This window comes from Serratia sp. H1w, from assembly GCF_000633355.1.
Classification (GTDB): Bacteria; Pseudomonadota; Gammaproteobacteria; order Enterobacterales; family Enterobacteriaceae; genus Chania.
Genome location: NZ_AYMQ01000056.1, coordinates 175181 through 188976 on the forward strand (window position 1 = coordinate 175181; position 13796 = coordinate 188976).

The 13796-nt window shown below is 57.1% G+C and carries 12 protein-coding genes; 3 read left to right on the forward strand and 9 right to left on the reverse strand.

All coding sequences use genetic code 11. The features are described from left to right. From hyfH to hydN, 9 genes are read right to left on the reverse strand one after another with little or no spacing between them, the layout of a single operon-like run. Positions 1–546, reverse strand: coding sequence for a hydrogenase 4 subunit H (gene hyfH / locus U869_RS0114170; RefSeq protein WP_025119452.1), 546 nt, complete (start codon positions 544–546; stop codon positions 1–3). Positions 547–556: 10 nt separating this feature from the next. Next, positions 557–2272, reverse strand: a complete 1716-nt coding sequence (locus U869_RS0114175) for an NADH-quinone oxidoreductase subunit C (protein ID WP_369795046.1) — start codon at positions 2270–2272, stop codon at positions 557–559. Between the two features lie 17 nt (positions 2273–2289). Further along, a complete protein-coding gene (locus tag U869_RS0114180) occupies positions 2290–3876 on the reverse strand; it encodes a hydrogenase 4 subunit F (RefSeq protein WP_025119454.1) in 1587 nt (528 codons plus the stop codon). Positions 3877–3880: 4 nt separating this feature from the next. Next, a complete protein-coding gene (gene hyfE / locus U869_RS0114185; RefSeq protein WP_025119455.1) occupies positions 3881–4531 on the reverse strand; it encodes a hydrogenase 4 membrane subunit in 651 nt (216 codons plus the stop codon). Positions 4532–4542: 11 nt separating this feature from the next. Beyond that, the gene (locus U869_RS0114190) at positions 4543–6000 is read right to left on the reverse strand and encodes a hydrogenase 4 subunit D (protein ID WP_029987234.1); all 1458 of its coding nucleotides are present in this window, start codon (positions 5998–6000) and stop codon (positions 4543–4545) included. Between the two features lie 18 nt (positions 6001–6018). Then, positions 6019–6969 (reverse strand): respiratory chain complex I subunit 1 family protein, encoded by a 951-nt coding sequence (locus tag U869_RS0114195; RefSeq protein WP_025119457.1) that lies wholly within the window; start codon positions 6967–6969, stop codon positions 6019–6021. Positions 6970–6980: 11 nt separating this feature from the next. Further along, entirely contained in the window at positions 6981–8996 is a 2016-nt protein-coding gene (gene hyfB / locus U869_RS0114200) for a hydrogenase 4 subunit B (RefSeq protein WP_025119458.1), read from the reverse strand. A 2-nt stretch (positions 8997–8998) separates the two neighbouring features. Further along, positions 8999–9619: a 4Fe-4S dicluster domain-containing protein gene (locus U869_RS0114205; protein ID WP_025119459.1), complete on the reverse strand. Its 621-nt coding sequence runs from the start codon at positions 9617–9619 to the stop codon at positions 8999–9001. 31 nt (positions 9620–9650) lie between these two features. After that, complete coding sequence (gene hydN, locus U869_RS0114210) at positions 9651–10193, reverse strand: electron transport protein HydN (protein WP_025119460.1); 543 nt, start codon at positions 10191–10193, stop codon at positions 9651–9653. A gap of 421 nt (positions 10194–10614) precedes the next feature. Between hydN and hypA the strand changes: the two genes are divergently transcribed. The 3 genes from hypA (at position 10615) to flhA (ending at position 13477) form a co-directional block, all read left to right on the forward strand. Continuing rightward, a complete protein-coding gene (gene hypA, locus U869_RS0114215; RefSeq protein WP_025119461.1) occupies positions 10615–10959 on the forward strand; it encodes a hydrogenase maturation nickel metallochaperone HypA in 345 nt (114 codons plus the stop codon). Positions 10960–10974: 15 nt separating this feature from the next. After that, positions 10975–11265, forward strand: a complete 291-nt coding sequence (gene hybG / locus U869_RS0114220) for a hydrogenase maturation factor HybG (RefSeq protein WP_025119462.1) — start codon at positions 10975–10977, stop codon at positions 11263–11265. A gap of 145 nt (positions 11266–11410) precedes the next feature. Beyond that, a complete protein-coding gene (gene flhA, locus U869_RS0114225; protein ID WP_025119463.1) occupies positions 11411–13477 on the forward strand; it encodes a formate hydrogenlyase transcriptional activator FlhA in 2067 nt (688 codons plus the stop codon). Positions 13478–13796: the final 319 nt, after the last annotated feature.

Here is a 13796-nt window from a genome sequence, read left to right on the forward strand (position 1 = left end):
TTATTTCGCTCCCGCTGGCTGGCTCAGTTTCATCGGCCGATGCTGGCTTAGGGTCTGTTTACGCTTGCAGGCTGGGCAGGTTTCGAACTGCGGCCGCATCGCGGCGATGCTGTCGGCCCCCATACCTGCGTGGGCCAGCAGCGCCATGGCGTAGTCCACCGACTTGGTTGGCGTAAAGGGCTGTTGGCAACAGCGGCAGTTGAGCAGGGTAAAGGTAGCGCGGATATACAGATCGGCCTTTTGCATTACCGCCATTTCAAACTCTTCTGAAAGCCGGATCGCCCGCGTTGGGCAGACTTCTTCACAGCGTGCGCAAAAGATGCAGCGGCCAATAAACAATTGCCAGACGCGCTCGCCGCTGGCCTCATGGGTTTCCATGGTTAACGCATTGGCCGGGCAGGCCACGGTGCAGGCTCCGCAGGCGATACACTGCTCGGGATCGTACTCTGGCTTGCCACGAAAGCCCGGGCAAACCTCCAGCGGCTTGAACGGGTATTTCACCGTCACTTCACCGGCTTTCAGGATGGTTTTAAACAGTTTCAGCATGCTGCCTCCCTCACTTGCACGGTGAATTGGTGCGTTCAATCCCGTAGCGCTCAATCTCTTTGTACGGCACGGTCTTGGCTTTTCGCTTGTTAATGTCGATCAGCGTGACGCGGTCGGTGCAGGAGTAGCAGGGATCGAGGCTGCCGATAATCAGTGGGGCATCGGAAACCGTATTGCCGCGCAGCATATAGCGCAACACCGGCCAGTTGGCGTAGGTAGCTGCCCGGCAGCGCCAGCGGAACAGCTTCTGGTTATCCCCCAGCATGCTCCAGTGGATATCTTCACCCCGTGGGGCTTCGGCATAGCCCAACGCAAATTTGTGTGGCTGGTAGCGGAAGCCTTCGGTGAGCAGCGGGCCACCCGGCAGGTTATCCAGGCCGTATTCGATCATCGCCAGCGAATCCAGCACTTCCTGTACGCGTACCATCACACGCGAGTACACGTCACAGCCGTCGAAGGTGAATAGCGTTTTGGGTAGGGAGCCGTAATTGGCATAGGGATGGTCAAAGCGCATATCACGCTTGAAGCCGCTGGCGCGGATCATCGGCCCCACCGGGCTATAGTCGCGGGCGATTTGCCGATCCAGCAGGCCAATGCCTTTGGTGCGCTGCTCGATATTCGGTGTGCCGAGCAGCATCTCCACCAGTTGCGTCACGTCGGCACGCATCTCATGGATCAGTTTGATGGTTTTGACCCGTTGCTCTTTCAGGATGTCCCGGCGTACGCCGCCAATCAAATTCAAGCCATAGGTTTTACGCGACCCGGTCAACAGCTCCGCCATGGTCATCGATTTTTCACGTACGCGGAAGAACTGCATAAAGCCGGTATCAAAACCGACAAAGTGGCTGGATAAGCCGATATTCAGCAGATGGCTGTGCAGGCGTTCAACCTCCAGCAGGATGCTGCGGATGGCATGGGCGCGGGGGGGCACATAGATCCCCAGCGCATTTTCCACCGAGGTGGTGTAGGCCACGCTGTGGGTAAAGCCGCAGATCCCGCAAACCCGGTCGGACAGGAAGGTGACTTCCTGATAGCCCATGCGGGTTTCGGCCAATTTCTCCATACCACGATGCACGTAGAACAACCGGTAGTCGGCATCGACAATGCGCTCGCCGTCAACGAACAGACGAAAATGCCCCGGTTCGTCAGAAGTGATGTGCATCGGCCCAATGGGGACTACGCGTGATTCACCCGTGGCAGCATTTTCAAACGGATAGGTTTCCACGTTGGTGGTCGGTTCCGGGCGCTGGCGGTAATCCATGGTGTCTTTACGCAGCGGGTAAAGATCGTCTGGCCAGTCGTCCGGCAGCACCAGGCGGCGCTCGTCCGGTAGACCTACCGGGATCAATCCGTACATATCGCGGATTTCACGCTCGCCCCACACGGCGGCAGGAACGCGCGGGGTGACCGACGGAAACTCTAGCGTGATGGCGCTAACGTGGGCCTTCACGGTGATAAAACACTTTTCCCCTTCCTCCATCGACAGTACGTAGTAGACGGCGAAATCCCCGGTCAAGGTACGCTCATCGTTGCCAAACAGCACCGGCAGCCAGCCGCCCAGTTGGTAGTAAAGGTATTCAACGATCTCGGGTAACGAGTTCAGTTTTACCGTGATGGTGACCTGATTGGCGGTTTGCCATTCGGCCTCTAACAACGCATTGGGGAATTTCTCTCGTACTTTGGCCAGATAGCCTTTGCCGAGCTTTTCGTCGTTGTTGAGGGTCAACACATGGGTTTCGTAGCTCACTTTACTTCTCCTGCCTGAGGTTCGGCCGCAGAGGAATGATTCTGAACGGCCCACGGCCAGCTAAAGGGCTGAGCGTGAGTGCCAGGCTTATTGTTCATCACGATGGTGACCGCGTTTTCCAGCAGTCGGCTGACCGGCTGTGGGATATGGGTGCCCATCACCAGCATCAGCACCAACAGGATCAGCATCGGGAGGGTGGTCAGGATCCCCAGTTCACCTTTGTTGACTTCGTCTGGTTTGGGGCCGAACGAGATGTGGGCCACCATGCGTACCAAACCAGCCAACACCACCGTCAACAGCAACAGCAACACGATGGTTAAGGTGATATGGCCCGCCGCCAGCCCCGCGGTTACCGTCATAAACTCGCTGAGGAAAATGTTGAATGGCGGCATACCGCCCAGCGCCAATGCGCCCCCGGCCAGCATCACGGCGGTGAGCGGCATCGATTTAAGCATCCCTTTCACCACGGTGATATCGCGGGTGCCATACTTCAGCAGCACGTTACCGGAGCCGCAAAACAGCAGGGTTTTTGCCAGGCTGTGGTTCAGGGTATGCAGCAGCGCCGCCAGTATGCCCAACGGGCCGCCAATGCCGATCGCCACGGCGATCAACCCCATATTCTCCACGCTGGAGTAGGCCAGCAGTCGTTTGATATCGCGCTGCACCAGAATAAAGAAGGCCGCCACCGCTACCGAGAGCAGGCCAAACACCATCAACAGCCTGCCGGTAAACTCACTGCCCAGCGTGGTGCTGATAATGATGTAGTAGCGGATGATGATCAGCAGCGCGCAGTTAAGCAGCACGGCAGAGAGCAGGGCGCTGGTGGGGCTTGGCGCTTCGCTGTGGGCGTCCGGCAGCCAGGCGTGCATGGGGAACAGCCCGGTTTTGGTGCCAAAGCCAATCAGCACGAACACAAAGGCCAGATGCATCAGTATCGGATCCAGCTGCGTGGCGTGCTTGAGCACTTCCGTCCAGAAGATGGCGTCATTGGGATCGGGCATAAAGCTGGCCGCGTTGGCGTAAACCAGAATGGTGCCGAACAGACCGAAGGCCACGCCGACGGTACAGATAATGATGTATTTCCAGGCAGCCTCCAGCGAGGAACTCTGCCCGTAGAGTCCGACCAGAAACGCCGAGCTTAGCGTGGTGGCCTCGATGGCGGCCCACATCAGGATCAGGTTATTACTGGTGATCACCAACAGCATGGTGAACAGGAAAAGATGGAAGAAGCCGTAGTAATGGCACAGGGTCGCCACCGAAATCTCGCCCTCATCGACTTCATGGCGCATATAGCCGATGGAGTACAACCCGGTTAGGCAGCCGATAATGCCGAGGATCGCCAGGAACAGTGCACTCAGGCTGTCCAGATGCAGCCAGCGCTCGGCGACCAGAATATCGCCTCCTTGCTGGTAAACCTGCATTACCGCCCACAGTGAAATCACCAACAGCAGCATAATGCCGATCAAGTGCAGCAGCGTGACGCAAACCCGTGCCGCATTGCCCAGCAACCGGCAGGCAAAGGTCAGCAGCGAGAAGGCCAGCGGCGTCAACAGTAATAGAAACAGCATGGTGGTATTACTCATCGTCTCACCCCTTCAGCGCCGTCAGTTGTTCAACATTCAGCGTGTTGAGCGTGCGATAGATTTTGCGCGCCAGCACGGCCATCACGATCACCGCAAAAATCGCATCGGTGGCGATGCCAATCTCCACCAGCTCCGGCGCACGATTGGCCAGCAGTGCCAGCGTCAGGTGTGAGCCGTTTTCCATCAGGCAATAACCGAATACCTGCTTGAGGATGTTGCGTTGGGTGACGATACACAGCAGGCCAAGCATGAAATGCCCCAGCGAAACCGCCAGCGCCGGTTTTAGCGAGGCCAGCAGCGGCACCTGCACCGGCTCCACCACAAACCAGCACAGCAGCACAATCAGCGCCGCAGCCAGTATCAGCATCACCGGGCCGATCAGGCTGCCGTTGGCCGAAGGATCATCCATTTTGCGAAAGGCATAGGCCATAATCACTGGCACCAGCACCACCTTGGTGATAAAGGCGCTAATTGCCCACAGCGTGAGCTGGTGGGCCCCCAGGGTTTGCCCCAGCGTAAAGAAGATCAGCACCAATAGCAGCGACTGCAAGGCATAGAGCCAGCACGAGGCCACGGGCCGTTTTGCGCCAATTACCAGCAGCGAGGTGACCATCATCAGCCCCGCGAGGTTATTGACGATAAGTGAACCGGTCATAATCAACTCCCTTATCCAAGCCAGGCGACGGCAATCACGCTGGAACCCACCGACATTGCGATCAGAATCACTAACACCGCGCTCATCACCCACGGCAGCGGGGAGGCTTGTGCCACCTCGGCGCTAGGTTTGCCGGGAATAACGCGCCCAAACCAATAGATAAACCAGGCAAAGCTGGCCACCGATTCGATCAGTACCAACACCATCAGCGGCGTCATCAGCCAGAACTCACGCGACAGAGCAAAACCGGCGGCAAATATCGGGAACTTGCTGAAGAAACCGTTAAACGGTGGCACCCCGGTGATTGCCAGCGCGGCCACGCAGAAACCGACGCCCAGCAGCGGCATTTTGCTCATCACGCCTTGCAAGCGTGGCAGCATGCGGGTGCCACAGCTGTAGCTCAGCGCCCCGGCTACCAGGAAGAACAGGCTCTTGGCAAACGCGTGGTTGAAGATGTAGGCCACACCGCCGAGAAAGGCGGTTTTGGAACCGAAGATGGAAATGGACAGCGCCAGGAAGATATAGGAGAGCTGGGTAATGGTTGACCACGCCAGCAAGCGCTTCATATCCTTTTGCGGCAGATACATCAGGAAGCCGTAAATCAGGGTGATTGTCGCCATCACGATGCCGACCCAGCCGATAATGTGGGGCACCTGATCCGCAGAAAGAATAGCGCGGGCATAGATATAGACGCCCACCTTCACCATCGAGGCGGCGTGCAAATAAGCACTCACCGGGGTAGGGGCCTCCATGGCATCGGGCAGCCAGGCCTGCAACGGGAGCTGGGCCGATTTCCCCCAGGCCGCAAACAGGATGCCACCAAACACCACCAGGCTGGCCGTACCGTTGAGCTGCGCAATGGCGCTCAGGGCTAAGGTGCCGGTATTGAGGAACAGCGTCGCCGCCGCCAGATACAGGCCAATGGAGGCCACATGAGTGATCAACAGAGCCTTCATGGCTGAGCGTTGTGCTTTTGGCGTCTGGTAGTAACTAATCAGGCCCCAGGAACAGCCGCCGGTGATCTCGAAGAACAGTAGCTGCCCCAAAATGGTGGAGGACATCACCAGCCCGGCCATCGCACCGATAAAGATCAGCAGGAATGCGTAATAACGGTTGCTGCCCTCATGGGGATGTTCGCGGTTGGCTGTGGTGAGATAACCGGTGGAATACAGGCTGACCAACAGGCCAAGAAACACCACCGCGAACACAATCAGCGTGCTGATACGGTCGATAATAAAACCGAACAGCGCCACGTTGCCGTATTGCAGCAAGGTGATGGTGGTATCCACCTTGCCATGTGCCAGGAATTGCCAGCCAATGATCACTGTACCCAGCGTGGCCAACAGAGCGAACAGGCTACAGATCCACTTGGCCATCCGTTGTGGCACGCAGGCCGTCAGCAGCGCGCCGATAAACGGCAACAGCAGCGTGGCGAGGGCGGTATATTGCAAACAGAACGTATTTTCCATAATGGGTTTCCTGGCGGCTTACAGACCGGTGAGATAAAAGACCAAGGCCAGCGCCGCTACGCCAAAACCGAGCCAGGTAACGTGATGCGTCAGTAAGAACCGCCCACGCGCCAAGGTATTTTCAAAAATGGAGGCGATGACAAACACTGCCAGCAGCTTGGCCAGCATGATCACCGCCGCCAGGGCCAATGCCGGGACCGTCAACTCCACCGCCTTGCCGAAAGGAATGAATACCGCCAGAAACAGTTCGGCCACCACTACCTGCTTAAGGCCGATCCCCCATTTCACCAGCGCCAGGCCGGAGCCGGAGTATTCGGTCAGCGGCCCTTCTTGAAGTTCTTGCTCGGCCTCCGCTACGTCGAAGGGGATTTTGCCCATTTCGATAAACGCCGCGAAACCGCAGGCCAACATGGCCAACAGCGTGGCCGTCGGTGAGCTCCATCCCTCGGTCAGGGTGGCGCTGATGCTGCCGATGTTGGTGGAGCCTGCGATCAGGGCGACCACCAGCAGGGCCAGGATCAGCGTGGGTTCTACCAGCACGCCCAGCGTCAGTTCGCGGCTGGCACCGATCCCGGCAAATGGGCTACCGGTATCCAGACCCGATAGTGAGAAGAAGAAGCGGAACAGCGCGAACAGATAGAGCAGGGTGATCAAATCCCCCGCACCGGCAAACGGTGAGGTTCGCGTGAAGATGGGCAGGGTCATGGCGACCAGCAACATGCTGCTCAGCAGCACATAAGGCATCACGCGGAAGATGGCACCCGACTGCGCTGGAGCAACCTCCTGACGCTTGAACAACTTGCCCATATCGCGATAGTCCTGCCAGATGCCTGGGCCACGGCGCGAATGCATCCGGGCGCGGATCTGACGGGAGATCCCGGTGAACAGCGGCGCGATCGCCAGCAGTATCAGCGCCTGGATCAGCGCGAAGAGTCCCATCATTAACGACGGTGTTTCCTGCATTGACATGCTATTTCCCCTTAAACCGCGACAAGCAACAGCAGGATCACCAAGGCGATCACCACATACAGGCAATAGAAGCGGAAGTCGCCGCTCTGCATACCCTGCAACCGCACCCCCAGACGTTGAGATGCCTTGACCAGCGGATTGATGAGCCAGTCATCCCAGAACGGTTCGGCTCGGGTAGCTCCAACGGTGGTCTGCTCCAGCGCCCGTGACAGCATAGGAGAAGGGTCGAGCTGCTTGCGCAGGCGGTACAAGGAGGCAAACATGGCGCGCAGCGGCTGGGTAAAGCCCCCGGCAGACACCGCCATTGCCTGCTCCCAGTTGTAGCCACAGGCCCACGGATCGCCACGGCGGCGGAAGCTGGACTGATTGCTTTTCAGCAGCAGATACACCGCTAGCGGGATTAACGGCAGGGCGACGAGCAGGATAAAGGTCAGTGCCGGTGACAACATCGCCTGACTGGCCAGTTGCGGCACCAACATTGAGCCTTGAACGACCGTGACGTCATGAGTACCGACCAGCGTCATGGCAACCTGTGCCAATACTGGGGCAACCAGGCTGGCCCCAACACCGAGTAGCACGCAAAGCAGAGCCAACAGCAGCATGGCAGTTGTCATTGGCCACGGTACTTCGCGGGCCTGTGCCGCTTTTTCGCTGCGCGCACCACCGCAGAAGCTGACGCCGTAAACCTTGACGAAACACATCGCCGCCAGCGCCCCGGTAATGGCCAGCATCACCATGGCAATCGGACCGCTGAGACGCATAACAAAGTTGCCGTCATGACTCATGGAGAACAGTGATTGGTAGGTATACCACTCGCTGATAAAACCGTTCAGCGGCGGCAGGGCGGAGATCGACATACAGCCAATCAGGAACGCCAATCCGGTCAGCGGCATCAGTTTCGCCAGGCCGCCCATCTGTTCCATATCGCGGGTATGGACACGCCAAATCACGGCACCGGCCCCCAGGAACAGCAGACCTTTAAACACCGCATGGTTGAGCAGGTGGTACAGCGCACCGAGCAGGCCCAATGCCGCCATCACCGGGTGCCCGCTGGACATGCCGACCATCGCCACGCCGACGCCCATTAAAATGATGCCGATGTTCTCAACCGTGTGCCAGGCCAGCAGGCGCTTGATGTCGTGTTCGGCCAAGGCGTACAGCACCCCTAACACCGCCGACACCGCGCCGAAGGCCAGCACCACAATGCCCCACCACATTTCGCTGGCGCCCAGCAGATCGATACCCACCTTGATGATGCCGAAAATGCCGATTTTCACCATCACGCCGGACATCAGTGCTGACGCATGAGAAGGGGCCGCCGGGTGAGCACGCGGTAACCAGCTGTGTAGCGGTAGCATCCCCGCCTTGGCACCAAAGCCAAAGAAGGCCAACAGGAAAACCACCGATGCCATCCACGGCGAGAGCGACAGCGCGCGGAAAGAGTCGAAGTCCAGGCTGCCGCTTTCCCGCCACATCAGGAAGAAAGCGATCATGATCAGCACCGAACCGGCATGGGCGATAAAGAAGTACAGTAAACCGGCGCTGATGGACTCATCATCCTGATCGGCGATCACCAGGAACCAGGAGGCCAGCGACATCATTTCGAACAGGATAATGAAGTAGAAGGCGTTATCCATCACCACCAGCCCGACCATCGAGGCGATAAACAGGTTCATAAAGAACCCCATGCTCGCCGCACCTTTGCCGCGATACTCCTGCACATAAGAAAGGGAATACAGCGCGCAAACGGTGACCAGCAGCGAGATCACCACCAGCATAAAGGCGGCCAGCGAGTCCATGCGCACCACCAAGGCGGCAAACGAGAACAGGCCGGGGGTAGAGAAGGTGAGGGTTTGTCCGCTGAGCAGCGCGGGAACGGCGCTGCATAGCCCCAGCAAGCCGCCGATCATCGCGCTGATACCTGCTAGCAAGATGGCAACGCGCTCCCGGCGAAACAGCAGCAGCGACAACACGCCGCCGGTGACATAAATCACCAAGGCCCAAAGCAGTAGAGTGAGAGAGTCCATGTTTATTTCTGCCCCCTGACGAGAGAAGGAGAGGATGTCCAGCCGATCGCGACCTGGCTGGCTCGCGCCAGACGCCGGGCCTGCGCTTCCTGCTCGAGCTGCTGTTCGTCGATAAGATGCAAGGCATTGGTCGGGCAAATGCGCACGCACTCCGGCCCATCAGTGAGGAATGCACAAAGATCGCACTTCACCGCCACCGTTTTGATCCCGGCATTCCATGACAGATAGGGCGATTGGCTGGCAGGGCTGGTCGGCACGTCGGGCAACATCTCTGCCGGAACGTACTGCTCAAACATCGGCGGAATATTGACCGGCCCACCGCCCGCGGGGGTGATCGCGCCGAACGGGCAGGCCAGACCACACAGCTTGCAGCCAATGCACAGGCTTTCGTTCAGTTCGATGGCATGTTCACCGTGGGTGATGGCATTGACCGGGCAAACGCGCGCGCAAGGAGCGTCCTCACACTGGCGGCAAAGCATCGGTGCCGTTTGTTCCCCGACGCGCGTCACCGTCAGCCGTGGATGCGACTGTAGCCCGGTAGCCTTATGCACCTCGGTGCAGGCGGCCATGCAGGTATTGCAGCCGATACAGTGCTGAGGCTCCGCAATAACAAAGCGGTTCATGGCCTGTTCTCCAACAGAAAGCGATTCACAGTCAGATCGCCAACGAGAGTGGGGTGAGTGCGGCGCGGCGGCGTTTTTCCGCGTTCATTTTTTGCAGCAACTGCTGGTCTACACACAGCAGCGCGTCGGTAGGGCAAAACTCCATGCACGCCGGGCCGCTGGCACGCTCGCTACAGAGATCGCACTTATGCGCTTCCGTTTTACCCGCCGCGGGAAACATCAAGGCATTTCCCTGGTGAGCAGCCGGACGGGTAATCACCTCCATCACGCCGTAGGGGCAAGCCATGACGCAGGCTTTACAGCCGATACAGCGTTCCTGTGTGACCTTAACCATCCCGTCGGTCTGGCTGATGGCTCCGTTGGGGCAAACGCTGGCGCAGGGAGCATCGTCGCACTGACGGCACAGCACCACGGTGCTGATATTGCCGTCCTTGAGCAGATGCAGGCGGGGCGTGAAGTTGGCGGCATCCAGCGCCGAGAAATCCTGATTTTGGCTATGGGCCACTACGCAGGCGATCTCACAAGTACGGCAGCCGATGCATTTTTGCGGATCGGCCATGATAAACCTGTTCATCTCTCACTCCTGATTTCCTGCCATCGTTAAACTCCAGGCGACGAACCTTTGAGTCTGTGCTGCCGTTAGCTATACACAAAACATGCCAGATGTAATAAATACATATAAAACAATTAATTATGATTTTATTGGCGCGGGATTGATGGCTGATGGACATAAACGACGACGCTGAGGTGACCATTTGTCACAATCCGTGCGGGTAAACGTCGTCACTTCGTCATTTTTGTCGAAATCGGCAGCAAAAATGACGCCCTCACCCCAACCCTCTCCCACAGGGCGAGGGAGCCGATCGGTGATTGATGTGGCACGGACTGTCCCCTCTCCTTTTGGGAGAGGGTTAGGGTGAGGGGAAAAATAACCTTGGCACCGTAATTGCACAGTCCAGATATTCGGCCACTACTAGCTGAACCACGGAGCTCAGATGCATGAAATAACCTTGTGCCACCATGCGATGGAAATCATGCAGCAGCACGCCCGGCAAAATCATGCCCGGCGCATTACCGCCGTATGGTTTGAGATCGGCGCATTTTCCTGCGTGGAAGCGGAGTCGCTGCGGTTCTGCTTCGACATGGTGTGCCGTGGGACCTTGGCCGAAGGCTGTGAGCTGCATCTGCTCGAACAGCAGGCGCAGTGTTGGTGCCACGACTGCCGGCAGGAGGTTCAACTGCTGGTTCCCCAGGTGTTGGTCTGCCCGCAATGTGGCGGACGCAACCTGCGAGCTCAGGCGGATGACGGCTTGCAGCTCAAGCGCCTGGAAATTGAATAACCAAGAGGAACAAGCATGTGCATAGGCATACCCGGTAAGGTTGTGGCGCTAGTTGACAATCATCCCCAGCACGCCTGGGTCGATGTCTGTGGTGTACAACGAGAAGTGAATATTGCGCTGGTGTGCCAGGACGAAGGATCGCCAGAGGCGTTAATCGATAGCTGGGTGCTGATCCATGTTGGATTCGCCATGAGTCGCCTGGATGAGCAAGAGGCGCAGGAAACCTTGTCAGCGCTGCAAGCGATGGGGGAAGTAGAGCAGGACGTTGCATTGTTCCTGGCGGGGGAAGGCAGCGCGAATAGATAGCGATAAATTGTGCTATTCCTGACGAATGGCATTCCTGTCACGGTGTTTTATTGATCCGGTCGGGAGAAATTACCATTAACAAACCTTACTCTTTGTGAGGATGTTCGCTGGCAATAATATTCGTGACTCAGACAAGTGATAACCCATGTCGAATGTACGCTTGGAACAGCAAGACCTGCTCGAAATGACCCGCATGCTGCTCGGGCAGCATAATTTCACCGATTTGTTACTGCAACTGCGCCAGGTGTTGCAACGGTTGCAGTTGGCCGACAGCGTAGCGTTGGTGCTATTCGATCCCCATAGCGACCGGGTGAGTTTTCACGGGCTGGATCAAGCGCTGCAACCGATGAGCTATCAGGATGAAACGCTGCTGGCGAATGGGCCGGTAAGCCGCCTGCGTCACAGTTCGTTGCCCCTGCGTTGGCAGGCTGAAGAGCTGCATGAGCGTTATCCACAAATCAGTCTTCTGAAGCTGCATCCTTCCTTCAACCAATACTGCCTGATGCCGTTACATGCCAGCGGCCGGCCGCTCGGTGGCTGCGAACTATTGCGTATTGATAACTCACCATTCAGTGATGCCAGCCTGGTGCAGTTGCAAACGCTGATGGAATTGGTGGCGTTGGCAACGCAGCAAATCACGCTGTTGGAACACGCGCAACGGCAGCAGCACCAGTTGCGCCATGAGCTGGATGACTATCGCATTTTGGTGGATGTGACCAATGCGGTGTTGTCGAAGCTGGATCTGGACGATGTGATGGGGGAGATCTCGGAGAAAATTCACCATTTTTTCAACAGTGACGCCATCAGTATCGTGTTACGCAGCAATCACGCCGAACAGCTCACCATCTACTCTACCCATTATCTGCATAACAACGTCGCCGAACGCCAACAGTATAACGTCGCGTTGGCGGGCACCTTAACGGAACGGGTGATGCAAAGCGGCGAAATGCTGCTGTTGAATCTGAAAAATGCCGAGCAGCTTTCAGGCTATGAGCGGCGGCTGTTCGATATTTCCCAGGGCAGGATCGAGGCATTGTGCGTACTGCCGCTGATCTTTGGCCAAAAGAAGCTCGGGGTGCTGAAGCTGGCGCAGTGCCAGGCGGATGGCTTCAACGCGGCTAACCTGCGGGTGCTGCAACAGATCGCCGAGCGTATCGCCATTGCGGTAGACAACGCGTTGGCCTGCCAGGAGATCAACCGGCTAAAAGAGAGTCTGGTGCATGAGAACCTGTACCTGACCGAGCAGATCAACGTCAATCATCCCGATTTGAGCGAGATTGTCGGGCGCAGTGCGGGGATGTCTGCGGTGCTCAAACAGGTCGAAATTGTGGCCCAAAGCGACTGTTCGGTGCTGATCCTCGGGGAAACAGGGACTGGCAAGGAACTGATTGCGCGAGCTATCCATAACCTGAGCGAACGACGTGACCAGCGCATGGTGAAAATGAATTGTGCGGTGATGCCAGCGGGCCTGTTGGAAAGCGATCTGTTTGGCCATGAAAAAGGCTCATTTACCGGGGCCTCTACTCAGCGGATGGGACGTTTTGAGCTGGCGGAGAAGGGGACGCTATTCCTGGATGAAGTGGGGGAGATCCCCATTGAGCTGCAACCCAAGCTGCTGCGGGTATTACAGGAGCGGGAGTTTGAGCGGGTTGGTGGTAACAAGCCGATCTCCGTCGATATCCGCCTGATTGCCGCCACCAACCGGGATTTGCAACAGATGGTGGCCGATCGCGAATTCCGCAGCGATCTGTTCTATCGCCTGAACGTATTCCCGATCGTGATCCCACCGCTGCGTGAACGGCCAGAGGATATCCCCCAACTGGTGAAGTTCCTGACCCATAAAATCGCCCGCCGAATGAAGCGCACTATCGACAGCATTCCGGCGCAAACGCTACGTTTATTAAGCCAGATGCCATGGCCGGGCAACGTGCGTGAGCTGGAGAACGTGATTGAGCGGGCGGTATTGCTGACGCGCGGCTCTGTGCTTGAATTACCACTACCCGAATTGCCGTATTCGCAACCCGCCGCAGTGTTTTCCGCGCCAGTTACGGAAACGCTATCACCGGAGGAAGATGAGCGCCAACGGGTGATCCGTGTATTGAGAGAAACCAACGGCGTGGTCGCCGGGCCACGGGGAGCCGCACAGCGTCTTGGGTTAAAGCGCACCACGCTGCTTTCGCGGATGAAGAAGTGGGGGATTTCGGTGAATTGATCGGTATCACTGCGCTATTTGACACGGTTATTGGGCACAGTGCTCCAGCCGCTAAAGAACGGTGATTTTATGCTGTCAGGCATTTCCCCCACCCTGCTTATATCCTTACTTTGAATAAGCCTTAAGAGTGATTTTTATAATAGCCTCTCTTCGTAGGGGGGTAAACTTTATTATTAAAGCTATTTTTTTATCATTCTCAATCAAACCTAAACTATTGGGTGGTTTTTTTTGAAGCTATTCGCTAATTAAGTGTATCCTGCCAGTTTTTAAATCTACTTAAATTTTCATCATTAGATTTTGGGTCATGTATTCAATGTGT